At 63.8% G+C, this 14402-nt stretch carries 17 protein-coding genes and 1 pseudogene; 5 read left to right on the top strand and 13 right to left on the bottom strand.

Features of this window, described 5'->3' with window-relative positions:
* Positions 1-274: 274 nt before the first annotated feature.
* The 8 genes from LB556_RS30675 to LB556_RS30710 all read right to left on the bottom strand — a co-directional run bounded on the left by LB556_RS30675 (position 275) and on the right by LB556_RS30710 (position 7449).
* Entirely contained in the window at positions 275-739 is a 465-nt protein-coding gene (locus LB556_RS30675) for a cupin domain-containing protein (RefSeq protein ID WP_224571174.1), read from the bottom strand.
* A 429-nt stretch (positions 740-1168) separates the two neighbouring features.
* Positions 1169-1732 carry a DUF4142 domain-containing protein gene (locus tag LB556_RS30680; RefSeq protein ID WP_224571175.1) on the bottom strand — a complete coding sequence of 188 codons (564 nt, stop codon included), beginning with the start codon at positions 1730-1732 and terminating at the stop codon, positions 1169-1171.
* Between the two features lie 76 nt (positions 1733-1808).
* On the bottom strand, positions 1809-2552 hold the full coding sequence (locus tag LB556_RS30685; RefSeq protein ID WP_224571176.1) for a DUF899 family protein: 744 nt from the start codon (positions 2550-2552) through the stop codon (positions 1809-1811).
* Positions 2553-2788: 236 nt separating this feature from the next.
* Positions 2789-3613: a carbohydrate ABC transporter permease gene (locus LB556_RS30690; RefSeq protein WP_224571177.1), complete on the bottom strand. Its 825-nt coding sequence runs from the start codon at positions 3611-3613 to the stop codon at positions 2789-2791.
* 1 nt (position 3614) lies between these two features.
* The gene (locus LB556_RS30695; protein ID WP_224571200.1) at positions 3615-4529 is read right to left on the bottom strand and encodes a carbohydrate ABC transporter permease; all 915 of its coding nucleotides are present in this window, start codon (positions 4527-4529) and stop codon (positions 3615-3617) included.
* Positions 4530-4561: 32 nt separating this feature from the next.
* Positions 4562-5830 (bottom strand): ABC transporter substrate-binding protein, encoded by a 1269-nt coding sequence (locus tag LB556_RS30700; RefSeq protein ID WP_224571178.1) that lies wholly within the window; start codon positions 5828-5830, stop codon positions 4562-4564.
* A gap of 192 nt (positions 5831-6022) precedes the next feature.
* Complete coding sequence (locus LB556_RS30705; RefSeq protein ID WP_224571179.1) at positions 6023-6511, bottom strand: GNAT family N-acetyltransferase; 489 nt, start codon at positions 6509-6511, stop codon at positions 6023-6025.
* Positions 6512-6516: 5 nt separating this feature from the next.
* A complete protein-coding gene (locus tag LB556_RS30710; RefSeq protein ID WP_224571180.1) occupies positions 6517-7449 on the bottom strand; it encodes a lytic transglycosylase domain-containing protein in 933 nt (310 codons plus the stop codon).
* 181 nt (positions 7450-7630) lie between these two features.
* Here LB556_RS30710 and LB556_RS30715 point away from each other — a divergent pair, with 181 nt between their 5' ends.
* Positions 7631-8200 carry a methylated-DNA--[protein]-cysteine S-methyltransferase gene (locus LB556_RS30715; RefSeq protein ID WP_224571181.1) on the top strand — a complete coding sequence of 190 codons (570 nt, stop codon included), beginning with the start codon at positions 7631-7633 and terminating at the stop codon, positions 8198-8200.
* A 35-nt stretch (positions 8201-8235) separates the two neighbouring features.
* Here the strand turns inward: LB556_RS30715 and LB556_RS30720 are convergent, their stop codons facing one another.
* Positions 8236-8562: a hypothetical protein gene (locus LB556_RS30720; protein ID WP_224571182.1), complete on the bottom strand. Its 327-nt coding sequence runs from the start codon at positions 8560-8562 to the stop codon at positions 8236-8238.
* Positions 8563-8836: 274 nt separating this feature from the next.
* Here LB556_RS30720 and LB556_RS30725 point away from each other — a divergent pair, with 274 nt between their 5' ends.
* From LB556_RS30725 to LB556_RS30735, 3 genes and pseudogenes are all read left to right on the top strand, one after another.
* On the top strand, positions 8837-9049 hold the full coding sequence (locus LB556_RS30725; RefSeq protein WP_015316174.1) for a cold-shock protein: 213 nt from the start codon (positions 8837-8839) through the stop codon (positions 9047-9049).
* Between the two features lie 276 nt (positions 9050-9325).
* Positions 9326-9526, top strand: a complete 201-nt coding sequence (locus tag LB556_RS30730; protein ID WP_224571183.1) for a hypothetical protein — start codon at positions 9326-9328, stop codon at positions 9524-9526.
* A pseudogene (locus tag LB556_RS30735) lies at positions 9523-9778 on the top strand (hypothetical protein). Before LB556_RS30730 ends, LB556_RS30735 begins: the two are co-directional and overlap by 4 nt.
* Before the next feature lie 80 nt (positions 9779-9858).
* On the opposite strand, the gene LB556_RS30740 reads toward LB556_RS30735, so the two are convergent.
* From LB556_RS30740 to LB556_RS30750, 3 genes are all read right to left on the bottom strand, one after another.
* Positions 9859-10464, bottom strand: coding sequence for a glutathione S-transferase family protein (locus LB556_RS30740; protein WP_224571184.1), 606 nt, complete (start codon positions 10462-10464; stop codon positions 9859-9861).
* Between the two features lie 82 nt (positions 10465-10546).
* Positions 10547-11401 carry an EAL domain-containing protein gene (locus tag LB556_RS30745; RefSeq protein ID WP_224571185.1) on the bottom strand — a complete coding sequence of 285 codons (855 nt, stop codon included), beginning with the start codon at positions 11399-11401 and terminating at the stop codon, positions 10547-10549.
* Positions 11398-12294: an EAL domain-containing protein gene (locus tag LB556_RS30750; RefSeq protein ID WP_224571186.1), complete on the bottom strand. Its 897-nt coding sequence runs from the start codon at positions 12292-12294 to the stop codon at positions 11398-11400. Before LB556_RS30750 ends, LB556_RS30745 begins: the two co-directional genes overlap by 4 nt.
* Positions 12295-12511: 217 nt before the next feature.
* Between LB556_RS30750 and LB556_RS30755 the strand changes: the two genes are divergently transcribed.
* Positions 12512-13714 carry a pyridoxal phosphate-dependent aminotransferase gene (locus tag LB556_RS30755; RefSeq protein WP_224571201.1) on the top strand — a complete coding sequence of 401 codons (1203 nt, stop codon included), beginning with the start codon at positions 12512-12514 and terminating at the stop codon, positions 13712-13714.
* A gap of 79 nt (positions 13715-13793) precedes the next feature.
* Here LB556_RS30755 and LB556_RS30760 read toward each other — a convergent pair whose 3' ends face one another.
* Positions 13794-14189: a cupin domain-containing protein gene (locus tag LB556_RS30760; protein WP_224571187.1), complete on the bottom strand. Its 396-nt coding sequence runs from the start codon at positions 14187-14189 to the stop codon at positions 13794-13796.
* Between the last annotated feature and the right edge of the window lie 213 nt (positions 14190-14402).

The raw sequence follows: 14402 nt of genomic DNA on the forward strand, positions 1-14402 counted from the left end.
TTGCTTCACAGCCATTGCGATTCCCTCCGAGTGTTCCTCTCAGAGAATCACAACCAGCCAATTACGCAACAGGCCCCTTGTGGGAGAAGGTGGATCGGCGCGCAGCGCCGAGACGGTTGAGGGGTGCGTGAAGGAATGGGACGTTGCTGATTTTCGTCGTTTCACCCAGAGGTGCCGTCCGGCATGACTGCATCGCCAAGCTGGAACACCCCTCATCCGTCGCCTTCGGCGACACCTTCTCCCACAAGGGGAGAAGGAAGGGCCGCCTCAGCCCTCAGCCCTGCCCCGGATAGGGCGTGCCGTCCTTGTGCAGGAACCGGCCGTCCGAACTCGGGCTCATCATGTCGATGTCGGAACAGGTGATGACATCGTCCGGATTGCGCGAGCCGACTTCCAGGTAGCGCGCGGTGAGTGACGAGCGGTTGATCATGTGGTGGCCGTTGCCGCTGTTCCTGGCGAAGGCCGCGCAATCCCCTGCCCTCAGCACCGTCTCGCCGCCATCCTCGACCAGCACCAGTTCGCCTTCCAGCACATAGACGAACTCGTCCTCGTGGCTGTGCCAGTGGCGCTGGCTCGACCAGCCGCCGGGCGGGAGTGTCATCAGGTTGACGCCGAAATCGGTGAGGCCGCCGGCATCGCCGAGTCGGCGCCGCATGCGGTCGGCGCAAGGGGCGTCGAAGGGTGGGGGATAGCCGGAGCCCTTGCGGACGGGCACGGCTGACAGGTCGATCTTGGGCATGGGATGCTCCGGGAGTGGAGACGACATATTAAGACATGATGGCTGGCGGACGCAGGGCCAACTTGCGTGCTTGGTTGCCAAGAGCGCGTATCCGACGCCGCGCGCTATGGCGCCCCCCTCTGTCCTGCCGGACATCTCCCCCTCAAGGGGGGAGATTGGCAGCTCGGGCGGCGACGCCCTTTGCAACATTGGAGATCGGCGCAAGCCTCCCAACGTCGTCATCCCAGGGCGAAGCAGGAGCGGAGCTCCGTCGCGGAGACCCTGGGATCCATGCCGTTACATTAGCCGAGGGTGCAGCGATTCAGATTCTGCACCCTGGCATCACTCTGAAGTCACGGCATGGATCCTCGGGTCTGCGCTGCGTCGCTACGCTCCTGCTTCGCCCGTGGATGACGAAGCGACAGGCGGGCGATCAATCCCGACGAGCCCTCACCCCTGATGCGCGGCGCCCAGTTCCTTCACATGCTTCTCGTGCATCTTCAGCACCGGCAGCGTCTTCTTGGCGAATTCCTTCATCGCCGGGTCGTCGCCCGATTGCGCATAGGTGCTGAACATCGCGACCGCATCCCTGTGCGCGTCGGTCTGCATCTGGATATATTTTTGGTCGAACGCCTTGCCGCTGGCGCCCTTCAGCTCGTCGAGCATCTGCTGCTCCTTCGGCTGCAAGGCAGGCCCGGCGGGCTTGACCGAAGCGGTGGTTTGGCCCTTGCTCAGCGCCGCCTTGAAGTCCTCCCCAGCCTTGGTGTGATCCTTGATCATCCGGCTGGCGAAAGCCTTGACGTCTTCCGACGACGATTTTTCCTCGGCGAGCTTGCTCGACTGGATTTCGAACTCATTGGCGCTGGGCACCGTCGTGACGAAGGTTTGGGTGTCGACCTTGCTGTCGGCCATCACAGGCGCGACCGTGTTCGATTTGGTGCCGTTCGTTTGGGCAAGCACGGCCGGCGCGCTGGCAAGCAGGGCCGCGGCTGCCACAGTCAGAAGCGTTTTCATCTGAAATCTCCGCTCGGAATGATCCTTCTGACTGTCCAACGCCGCAGACGCGCCGAGGTTGCGCGTTCTCTCCCCCTCAGTGGCAGCCAGCCTCGCCATATTGCAGTTGCTCGTGCCAGTCCGGCCGGCCTTCCGGCGTGAAATCCATCAGGTTCCACAGGATTTCGCAGGTGCCGATGGCGCGCGGGTCCTGGCCGGGCTCGGTCGGCGCAAAGCCAAGTTCGGACGACCAGAAATGCCTGATGCCGTCACCGTCGCGGTGAAACACCGACAGCAGCGGGATCTGCGCGCCATCGGCCGTTTCAGCGTTGTAGTCGCGCTTGAAACTGTTGTCGGCCGACGACACCAGCCGCATGTTGCGCCAGCCGCGGTCGCGGGCGAGCGTGACGAGGTTTTCCAGTGCCGTCCTGGCCACCACGACAAAATTGAAGCCGGCCGCTTCGAGATGGCTGACGGCGCCGTCGAACTGGTCGAGCAGCGCCGTGCAGGAGGGGCACGGCTGGTCGGGCCGCGCCAGCTTCGCCGTGCCGCCGCCGGTCGCGACGTCGCGCGTCTCCTCCGGGTGGCGCGGAAACATCATCTGGTAGAGGATCAGCGTGTCCTTGCCGGGCGCGAACAGCTCCGACAGCTTTATCTTCACGGGCTTGCCGGCGATATCCAGCCCCTCGAACACGTAGTCCCGCGGCACCAGCCCGCCCGGCGGCAATTCCCGGCGCGCCTCGGCCACGGCTTCCATGGCGCGGCGCAGCTCGATTTCCTTCTTCAGCAGCTTTTCGCGCGCGGTGCGGTATCTGGCGGATTCGTTGGGAAAAGTGATCATGATCGGCTCCTTCAAATCGTCGTGCCGGCGTCCCGGCAAGGGTGCTCTACACTCCAAGGACGGTGCACACCGGTCGGCTCCTACATTTTTCACGGCCTCCCGGACCCGGCTTTGCGACGCTGCTTGCATCAGCTACGGCTTCCCTGACCGGGGTACGGCTTCCCTGACCGGGGAAAAGAATGACCGACACCGAGGAGATCGACCTGCGTTCCAATCCGCCCGAGGCGGCCCGCTGCTCACCCCTTGACGCCGCCGGCGGTCAGGCCGGAGACGATCCTGCGCTGGAAGATCAGCACCAGCAACACCAATGGCACGGTGACGATGACCGATGCGGCCATGATGTTGCCCCACGGGATTTCGAACTGTGAGTTGCCCGACAGCAGCGCAATCGCCACCGGCACGGTGCGTTGCGCATTGTTGGAGGTGAAGGTCAGCGCAAAGAGGAACTCGTTCCACGCGCCGATGAAGGCGAGCAGCCCGGTGGTCGCCAGTGCCGGCCCCATCAGCGGCAGGAAGATGCGCGTGACGATGATCCACGGCGTCGCGCCGTCGAGGATCGCCGCTTCCTCGACCTCAACCGGCAGGTCGCGCACGAAGGTGGTGAGCACCCAGACGGTGAACGGCAAGGTGAAGATCATGTAGGAGAAGATCAGCGCCAACAGCGAGTTGTAGAGGCCGAACATGCGGACGATCTCGAACAGGCCGGCGAGCACCGCCACCTGCGGGAACATGGAAACCGACAGGATGGCAAGAAGCAGGGCCGAGCGGCCGCGGAAACGAATGCGCGCCAGCGCGTAAGCCGAGGTAATGCCGAGCAGCAGCGAGAGAACGACGACGGCCCCGGAGACGACCAGCGAGTTCAGGAGATTGCGCGCGAAAGCGCCTTCGGCCAGCACGTTCCTGTAGTTGCCGAGGCTGAACGTCCGAGGCCAGAGGCCGGCCTGGAACAGTCCGGTCCCCGATTTCAGACTGGTGACGACGGCGTAGTAGAACGGGAACACCGCGACGAAGACGATCGCCAGGAGCAGCAGGTAGAACGCCGTCCGCTTCAGCACCCACATGTCAGCGGCCTCCGTCCAGGCTTATCCGACCGATCCTGATATAGGCGATCGTGAGCAGGGCGAGGATCAGGAAGAACAGGGTCGAGGCGGCCGAGCCGTAGGCGAATTTGTCGAACTCGAACAGGTTCTCCCGCGTAAACACCGACATCGACTTGGTGTGCACATTGTTGGGCGTCAGCACATAGATCAGGTCGAAGATGCGCAACGCATCGAGCGCGCGGAAGATCACCGCCACCGTCACCGCGGGACGGATCAGCGGCAAGGTCACCCGCCAGAATATCTGCCATGGATTGGCGCCGTCGAGCCGGGCGACCTCAATGATCTCGCGCGGCAGCATCTGCAGCGCGGCAAGGATGAGCAGCGCCATGAACGGCGTCGTCTTCCAGATGTCCACGATGAGCACCGCCGCCATCGCCGTGTCGGCGCTGGCCGTCCAGGCGATCTTGTGGTCGATTAGCCCAAGATTGACCAGCACGACGTTGATGATGCCGAACTGGTCGTTGAGCATCCACTGCCACATCTTGGCCGAGACGATCGTCGGGATCGCCCAGGGAATGAGGACCGCCGCCCTGACGATGCCGCGGCCGGGAAAGCTGGCATTGAGCACCAGCGCGACGATCATGCCGAGGATCGTCTCGCAGGTCACCGAGATCGCCGCGAAACGCACCGTGTTCCAGACGGCGCTCCACCAGACCGGGTCGGCGAGCAGCCCGTCATAGATCACCCGGCCGCTCGGCAGGCGCAGCACCGAGAAGTAGTTGTCGAAGCCGACGAACCGCCGGGCGTCGAGGTCGGCCAGCGAGGCGTCGGTGAAACTGAAATACACGGTGCGGATGAGCGGCCAGCCGGCAACAGCCGCGAGCACCAGCAGCATCGGCGCCAGGAACAGCCATGCCGAGCGCACGCGCCGCGCCATCAGCGGCGAATGCCTGGCCGGCGCGACGACGCTCACCAGCCCTTGCCTTTCAGCTTGCTCAGCCTCGCCTGGAGGTCCGCCAGATTGTCGGCGGCGCTGCCTTCGCCGGACAAGGTGTTGTGCACGGCCGTCCAGAACTCGCTCGATGCCTCATTGTATTTGATCTTGACCGTTGCGGAGGGACGCGGCACCGCGTTGAGGAAAATCTGCTTCCAGCGCGGCACGATCGGCTGTTGCCTGGCAATGTCGGGATCGTCATAGAGCGCCTGGATGGTCGGGAGGTTCGACGTCTTCAAAGTGCGGTATTTCTGCATCTGAGGCGAAGCGATGAACTTGACCAGTCCGATCGCGGCGTCCGGATGCTTGGAATATTTGGAGACCGCGAGGTTCCAGCCGCCCAGGGTCGCGACCGGTCTGGCGCCCTCGCCGGCGCCGGCCGGCAGAGGCGCCACGTCGAACTTGCCCTTGATCGGCGAGGCCTGGCTGTTGCCGAGCGCATAGGCATAGGGCCAGTTGCGCATGAAGACGGCATTGCCGGTCTGCCACACGCCGCGCGATTCCTCTTCCTGGTAGGCGAGCACGCCGGGCGGCGAGATGGTCCCGATCCACCCCCTGACCATGTCGAGCGCGGCCGCCGCGTTAGGGTTGTCGACCGATATGGTGCCGTCCGGCTCGACGATCCGGCCGCCGCCGCTGGACATCACCCATTCGAGCGCATTGCAGGTCAGCCCCTCATAGGCGTTGCCCTGGAAGACGAAACCCCAGATATCCTTGTTGCCGGCCGCCCGTTCCTTGTCCATGACCAGCTTGGCGGTCCCGGCCAGTTCCTTCCAGGTGGCAGGGACCTTGGCGCCATACTTGTCGAGCAGGTCCTTGCGGTAATAGAGCGCCGGCGCATCGGTGAAGATTGGCAGCGCGACCAGCCTGTCGTTGACGGTCTGCGACTGGATGATCGACGGGAAGTGGGCGCCGACCACATCCTTGGTAGCCTGTGTCAGGTCGACGAGCTGGCTGGCGAGCTGCGGCGCCCAGATGACGTCCGTCTGGTAGACGTCGATGTCGCTGTTTCCGGCGGCAAGCCACAGCCTGTACAGGCCGAACTGGTCGGTCGTCGACGGCGGCAGGACAACGATGGAAACCTTGTTGCCGCTCACCTTCTCGTAGCGGTCCAGGATCTCGCGAAGCACCTTGATGCCATTGCCGGTGTCTCCCGACACGATCGACAGATCGACGGCCCGCGCCGGCGCGGCCGAAAGCACGGCACCAATTGCGAGCGTCAGCAATGCGAGGACAGGCTTCACGGCGGTGGCCTCCCTTGGAGCCGGCCGCGCGTCGGCAGCTCTTCAGATTCCCCCTGCCCCTGAATGCGAAGCAGCACTTGCGGGTTCCCGGCCTCTGATGCGCGTCGCCCCAAACACACCTCGGTTTGCGAGACGACACGCATAGAACAAGAACCCTTGAGAGCCGCATGAAACCCTTCGACGCTTTGCGCTTCAGGCTTCCCAGTTGACCTCGAACATGCCGACCCGCTCATAGAGCCGAACGGCGGCGGCGTTTTCGACCGTGTTGGTCTTGAGATCGACATGGGCGGCACCCCTGTCGCGGAAAGTGGCGAAGGCATGCCACATCAACGCCTCGCCAATGCCCCGGCCGCGCGCCTCGGGATGAACGGCGAGGTCCTTGACGAAGGCCGAGGTCCAGCACAGGGCCGCCGCTGCCAGCCGGCCCTTGGCATCGATGACGAGGAAACACAGCGCCGGGTCGAATTCCGGATCATCCGCGACACGCGGCCACCATTCTTCGAAGGGGCCTTCGTTGCCATCGTCATACACCTCGCTTAGCAGTGCATGCAGGGGCAGCGCGTCACCGGGCTCGAAGCAGCGCATGACAAACCCGTCCGGCCAGTGCGGTGCGACGAGCGTCTCGTCCAGGATCTTGCGCAGCCGTATGTCGTTTGGAGCCGGCGGGCGCGGTTCGGGCATCGCGCTCAGGCGTCGGGCTGAAGACGCCGGCGCCTGCGGTCGAAGCCCAGCCCGGTCGCTTCGAGCAGGCCCTTGCGCTTGGCGTCGAAATAGTAGCCGGTCTGGTAGAGCCAGTCGGCTTTCTTGGCGTTGCCGTCCGACACCAGCCAGGCGCCGCGCAGATATTTGACCGCGTATTTTAGATTGGTCTCGGCGTCGAACAGCCCCTTGGCCGGCCCGTCATAGCCCATGCCGCGCGCCGTCGCGTGCTTGATCTGCATCAGCCCCCAATGGCCATTGTTGTAAGCCTTGGGATTGTAGGTGCTCTCGCGGTTGACGACATGGCGCACCAGATCCACCGGCACCTGGTACAGGGCGGCGTATTTGACGATCAGCCGGTCGACGTCGCCGCGCATGCCGGACGCATGCTGCTCCGGCTCGACCGGCGCCGACGGGAACTGCACCAGCGCGGCCGGGTTCTGCGGCACCATGTAGGCCACTTGCTGCACGCCAGGCAGTTTCTGGCCGCCCTTGGCGACCGCCGGCACGATGAGCCCGGCGGTCGTGTACGTCCCGGCCGACTGGATGGGCTGGCCCGCTTTCGCCGGGGCCGGCGCCTGCCAGGCATTGGCGGCCATGATCGCGGGCACGGCCGGCGCCGCAGGCGTTGCCCCGGCAAAGGCGGCAGTCGCCGCGGCCGGCTGGGCGGCAGGATCGAGTGCCGGCGTGGCGGCGCTCGGGGTCAACTCGGCAGTCTGGACGGGCGCGATTCCGGAAGATTGCGGCAGCACCGAAACCGTCTCCGGCAGCGGCAGGGAGAAGCCGGCATCGCTGCCGGCCGTGGTCGCGGTTTCGGTCAGGGACGGCGCGGCCGTCATCTGCGAGGTCGAAGTGCAGCCGCTCATACCGGCAGCCGCCACGATCACGCCGACGACGATAAGGGTTTGTTTTGCTGGCAAGCCGCGTACGGAGTCCGGTTTGTCGGGTCGTTAAGCTTCCCTTACACCAGCGATTCCTGGGGGGCAATCGGGGCCATCTGGCGGTTTTCGGGTGGCGGGACGCAGGCGGCGATGCCATAGTGTTCCTGATATGTACCAGCAGGAATCCCGGATTCCGCCGCTTTGCGGAAAGGAGCGCGTCATGGAAACGACATCTTCGATCACAGCCGGCCACGCAGTGTTAGAAACAGTGATCGGTTTCATGGGCATCGCCTGGAGCGAAAAGGGCCTGATCCGGCTCTGCCTGCCCGAACGCAGCCGCGAGGCGGTGGAGCGGCGGCTGATGCGCCACGCCGGCGTTTCCGCCTCCACGGCCCAGCCGTCATGGGTGGTCGAGTTGATCGCCGCGATCAAGGCCTATGCCGCGGGCGAGGACGTCGATTTCACCGGCTTTCCCGTCGATCTCGACGGCATCGACCACTTCCGCCTCGCCATCTACGACGCGGCAAGAAAGCTCGGCTATGGCGAAACCACCACCTATGGCGAACTCGCCAAGCGTGCCGGCCATGCCGGCCTGCCGCGCGAAACCGGTGCTGCCCTCGGCGCCAATCCGGTGCCGCTGGTCATCCCGTGCCACCGTATCCTTGCCGCCGGCGGCAAGATCGGCGGCTTCTCGGCGCCCGGCGGCTCGATCACCAAGGAAAAGATGCTGGCCATGGAAGGCGTGCGCGTCGGCCCGCCACCGCCGGCGCAGGTGTCCTTCGGGTTTTGAGGGCGGTAAGCCGCTCCCGTGTGTCGAGATACACCTTAGTGGCGCCGGATGAACCGATGCCTGAAATGCTCGTTGTCCGGCCGCTTGCAATTGTAGACCGGGCAGGACTTGGTGTCGGCGCTCGGCACATAGGCGCGCGTCCGCACCTCGCCCATGGTGCAGAATTGCTGGCTCTGCACATAGCGGTCGTAAAGCGGCAGCCCCGGCACACGTTTCGACTGATAGCGCAGGATGACCGCACCTTGGCGCGCAATCGTCGACTGCACCTTGCCGCAGCTCATATGCGTCGGGTCGTAGCGCGAGATCGCCTGCGCCTGGGCGGCCACCAGCGTAAGGCAGGCGGCAAGCAGGATGGTTTTCATGGCCCTCTCCCCGCGATCGCCGCCCGGGCAGGGCGCGATCCTGTGCCACGGTTTCACCAGATTGGGGCGGCCGTTGGGCGGCCCCCGATCACGGCTTTTTCACGCAGTCTTGTTTTTTGTGCGAAAGCAGCCTATATCAGCCGCATTGATATTTCGGCCGATCGATCCGGGCCTCGCGATCTTCGCGTTTGCTGACGTCTATCTCCAAAATCTCGATGCACACCGGCTGGATTTCGGTCCAGTCATACCAAAGCAAATGTGAAGGACTATTTTTATGGCAACTGGAACGGTCAAGTGGTTCAACGCCACCAAGGGCTTCGGCTTCATCCAGCCTGACAGCGGCGGCGCGGACGTTTTCGTCCACATCTCGGCTGTCGAGCGCGCTGGACTGTCGACCCTGGTCGAAGGCCAGAAGATCAACTTCGAGATCGAGCAGGACCGCCGCACTGGCAAGTCGTCCGCTGGTTCTCTGAGCAAGGCAGCCTGATTTTGAAAATGGCGCGCGCCGGACGATAGTTCGGGGCGCGCGGCAAGTCACGGATGTACTGACGGTCGCGCGAGAAGCGCGCCGGAGCCGAAAGACCCGACAAGCTGGAACAGCAGATAGCTGCCAGCCCGGACCGGACGCTCCCGATCAGGCTACCGAAATGGGAAGGCGGGATTTATCCCGCCTTTTTGTTTGCCTGGGGTTCAGGCACCGAGGCTGGGGAAACAATAGTCCCACTTGTGGTACTTTTAGCCCAATAGTGGTACTATTTTGAGCATGACCAAGCTTGAGCAAATCGAAAAATCGGTCGCAGCTCTGAGCCCTGAGGAACTGAAGGCGTTTGCCGCCTGGTTTGAGGCGCTCAAGGCGGACATGTGGGATAGGCAGATCGAGACCGACGTGAAGGCGGGCCGATTGGACAAGTTTGCCGAAGCGGCGCTGGCTGACCATCGCGCCGGCCGAACCCGGCCATTGTGAATCACATCGCCTCTCCATCGTTCTGGGAGGCTTACGAAAAACTGCCATTGTCAATCAGAGCAAAAGCGGACAGGCGTTTTGCGAGACTGCGCGCTGATCCCTTTCATCCATCACTGCATTTCAAACAGGTCGGACGTTATTGGTCGGCGCGAGTTGACGATAGCTAACCGGGCCGTTGCCATCCGTGACAATGATGATGTGATCTGGTTCTGGATCGGCACCCATGCGGACTATGACCGCCTTTTGAAGTAGCCTCACGGCGAGCCCCGTCCAGCCGCCCCCGTCCAGCCGCCCCCGTCCAGCCGCGAAGCGGTTATGGGCATCAGGACGAACTACCCCACCCAGTCGATCGGTACATGCCCCGGATCGGCCTCCACGCGGCCAAGCCAGGCCACAACCGCCGGATAGGCGTCGAGCTGAAAGCCGCCCTGCTCCGCCGTGTGCGTATAGGCATAGAGCGCGATGTCGGCGATGCTGAACGCACCAGCGAAGAAGTCGTTGTTTTCGAGATGTTTATCCATCACGCCGAGCGCCTTGTTGCCGCGCTCCAGCGTCGCCGCCAGCCGCTCGGGCGTGGCGTCCCCAGCGCGCTCGGGAAAGGTCAGCAGCGCCTTGCGCACGGCGATATAGGGTTCGTGGCTGTATTGCTCGAAGAACAGCCACTGATAGGCGAGCCCGCGTTCGTATCTGTCCGCCGGCAGGAAGCGCGTGCCTTCGGCGAGATAGAGCAGGATGGCGTTGGATTCGGCCAGCCGCCGGCCGTCGTCGAGTTCGAGCAGCGGCACCATGGCGTTCGGATTCTTGACGACGAAGTCGGCCTTGCGCGTGTCGCCGGTATGCGAACTCACCTCGACGGTGGTGAAGGCCAGGCCGAGTTTGGCCATCAAGAGGCGCGGCTTGTAGCAATTGCCGCTGTCGATCATGCTGTAGAGTATCATTGCCGGTCCCCGATGCGCAGCCTCGTACGAGGTCTATCGCAGCGGCGTCATCTTCAACCAGTGATTTGTTTTGGCGCGACCATCAACGCCGCTTATGCAACGGCACGACCTTGCTGTCGAAGCCGAGCAGTGCATCGACCGCAAGCGGCTCTTCGTTGAAAATGGTGCCGGCCAGCGCCGGACGCCCGAGAAGAAAACCTTGCAGCAGATCGACGCCGCCTTCGAGCGCGACACGCAAATGGATGGGCTGCTCGATGCCCTCGACCAGCACCTTGGCGCCGCGGTCGTGCAGGCTGGAGACCAGCGGGCGGAAGAAGCGTTCGGCGGCGGCATGGCGGCAGAACTGTGCGAACCAGCCACCATCGATCTTGACGATGTCGGGCTGAAGCAGGCTCACCCGCTCCTCGGTCGAATGGCCGGTGCCGAAATCGTCGATGGCGATGCGGATGCCATCGCGCCGTATTTCGCGCGCCAGCCTGGCCAGCAGCGCATCGTCGGCCGCCTGTTCGGTGATTTCACAGACCAGCATGGCAGGCGCGAGGCCGAGTTCGCCGAGATGCCTGCTCATCAGCCGTATCTCGGCCAGCGCCCGTTCAGGATGATCGTTGACCAGCGGATTGTAGTTGAAGAACAGGTCGAGCCCGTCGACGCCGATATTGTGGAAATTCCTCAGATGCAGCACCCGGCACATGGTTTCGATGTACAGCCGGTCGGAAGCCGCGACGCTGTCGAAGAACATCCGTGGCGACCCGGGCCGGCCCGCACGATGCGGCTCGATCAGGCCTTCGACGGCCACCGGATGCAAGCCGTTGCCGCGCGGGGCGTAGATCGGCTGATAGGCGCTGCGCAGGCGGAAGTCGCCATGAATGCCGTATTCGATGCCGATCTCGTCGGCGAAGATCGCATCGCCGACCGTGCGCCGCCGCCCGACCATCATGGCGCGATCCTGCGCCCGAACGCCTTTGCCGGCCGCCCCGTGCGCGGCGCCACGGCGGCGGGAGCGGACGCATGGCTTGCGGCGGGGGCAGGTTCGGGGCTGCCCTCAGGGAAAACACGAAAACTCGTCGGCGCCAGTTCGGGACGGGCCAGCACGAATCCCTGGACCATCGAGGCACCCGATCGCTCGGCCAGCTCCAGTTGCCAGCCTTCCTCGATACCCTCGAACACGGTGCGGATGCCCTGGTCCTCGAAACTCCTGACCATGGATGTCAGCAGCGCGAAACCGGCGCCCGATTCCATCAGCTGCGTGATCCAGTGCGCATCGAACTTGACGATGTCGGGCCTCAGTTCCTTGACGCGGTTGATGTCGGAATCGTCGGCGCCATAGTCGTCAACGGCGATCCGAAAGCCGTTGCCCCTGAGCGCGGCGACGAAGCTGTACAGGGTCTCCTGCGATGCCGACCTCTGCTCGGTCACCTCACAAACGACACGGCCCGGATCGATGTCGGCTTCGCGCAGCACGAGCCGCATGTCGCGCAAGGCGCTGTCGGCGATCGAGCGCTCGGTGAACACCGACGGGTCGAAGTTGACAAAGATCGACGCCTCCTTGGGCAGGCAGACGCCGGCATTCAGGAGATGCAACGTCCTGGTGAGCGCCTCCACATGGAGGCGGTCGGCTGCCGGACAGGTGCTGAAAAAGGTGATCGGCGATTGCGGTTCGCCGTCGCGGAACGGGCGGATCAGCCCTTCGAAAGCGGCAATCGACAGCTTGCCGTCCTCGAAGGCGAAGATCGGCTGGAAAGCGCTTTGCAGCGTATAGATGCCCCAGACACCGCTCGAGGTGCCGTCATCATGGCGGATGATATGGGCAAGCCCGATGCTGCGTGACAAGGGTTCCTCGCTCCGCGACCCGGCGGAATTGGATTTACAATCCTGCCATGCAAGCCTCTACCGCCGGTTAATGAATTTAGTGTTGCCGTTCACGCCGCATTGACCGCCCGTCCCACCTTGGCCCAGCCGACAAGGCTTGCGCCGGGGGGAATGATGCGACATGAGAAACGCCGCGGCCGCTCCTGGCCGCGCCTATCCTTTGGAGAGACAAAAGGTCATGGCCTTTCTTGCCGACACCCTTTCCCGCGTGAAGCCTTCCGCCACCATCGCCGTGACGCAGAAAGCCCGCGAGCTGAAAAATGCCGGCCGGGACATCATTGGCCTTGGTGCCGGCGAACCGGATTTCGATACGCCCGACAACATCAAGAATGCCGCGATCGAGGCCATTCGCCGTGGCGAGACCAAATATCCGCCGGTTTCGGGCATCGTGCCGCTGCGCGAGGCGATCGCGAAGAAGTTCAAGCGCGAGAACAATCTCGACTACAAGCCCGAGCAAACCATCGTCGGCACCGGCGGCAAGCAGATCCTGTTCAACGCCTTCATGGCGACGCTGAACCCGGGCGATGAGGTCATCATCCCCCGTCCCTACTGGGTCAGCTATCCCGAAATGGTGGCGATCTGCGGCGGCACGTCGGTGTTTGCCGACACCTCGATCGACAACAGCTTCAAGCTGACCCCCGCGGTGCTGGAAAAAGCGATCACGCCGAAGACCAAATGGCTGTTGATGAACTCGCCGTCGAACCCGTCGGGCGCGGCCTACACAGAAGCAGAGCTGCGCGCGCTGGCCGATGTGCTGTTGAAGCATCCGCATGTCTGGACGCTGACGGACGACATGTACGAGCACCTGACCTATGGCGATTTCGTCTTCAAGACCATCGCCGAGGTGGAGCCGAAGCTCTACGATCGAACGCTGACGATGAACGGCGTGTCGAAAGCCTATGCCATGACCGGCTGGCGCATCGGCTACGCCGCCGGTCCCGTCCAGTTGATCAAGGCGATGGACATGATCCAGGGCCAGCAGACCTCCGGCGCCTGCACGATCGCGCAATGGGCTTCGGTCGAGGCTTTGAATGGCCCGCAGGATTTCATCGCCAGGAACAAGGCGATCTTCCAGGGCAGGCGCGACCTCGTCGTCTCGATGCTCAACCAGGCCCGCGGCATTACATGTCCTTCGCCGGAAGGCGCCTTTTATGTCTATCCGTCATGCGCCCAGTTGATCGGCAGGAAGACGAAGTCCGGCAAAGTGATCGACACCGACGAGACCTTCTGCTCGGAACTGCTCGAGGCCGAGGGGGTCGCGGTGGTGTTCGGCTCGGCCTTCGGCCTCGGCCCGAACTTCCGCATCTCCTACGCGACCTCGGACACGCTGCTCGAGGAAGCCTGCACACGCATCCAACGCTTCACGGCATCACTGACCTGATCAGGTGAGTCCGAAACAGAACCCGGCGTCACCGCCATCAGGCGTTGCCGCCGGATTTTGTGAATACAGGGCCAGCAACTCAGCCGCCATATTGCGCCGCCGTCACCGCTTCCAGCCACTCGGCATGGACGCCGTCGAGCGCCTCCTGCATGGCGATATGCGTCATCGCCGTTTTCGATCCGGCACCGTGCCAGTGCTTCTCGCCGGGTGCGAACGAAATGGTGTCGCCGGCCCTGATCTCGTGGACCGGGCCGTCCCATGTCTGGACCAGCCCGGCACCCGAGGTGACATGGAGCGTCTGGCCGAGCGGATGCGTGTGCCAGTGGGTGCGCGCGCCTGGCTCGAAGGCGACCAGCAAGGCCCTGAGCCTGGCCGGCGCCTCCGTCTCGACGATCGGCGTCTGCAGAACCCGGCCGGTGAAATACTTTTCCGGCGCCATGATGGTCGGCACGCTGCCGCAAGCAATGATCTTCATCGTCTGTCCCTGGAATTGGCGGAGCCGGAAAGGCGCCGGCCCTTGAAGTGAGCCCGCATTCTCGGCCGGGATTGGCCTGGACGCAACCGGCCCCTGTCACCTAGCTCGGACGAAGGCCTGGTCTTTCTCTTAACCATGAATCTTGCCCGCTTGGGAAGACCGAGCGAAATGCGGGCGAATTCAATGCCTTCTTAACGGCTGCCCACTAGCCGT

It is taken from the genome of Mesorhizobium sp. ES1-4 (genome assembly GCF_020164745.1).
GTDB lineage: Bacteria > Pseudomonadota > Alphaproteobacteria > Rhizobiales > Rhizobiaceae > Mesorhizobium.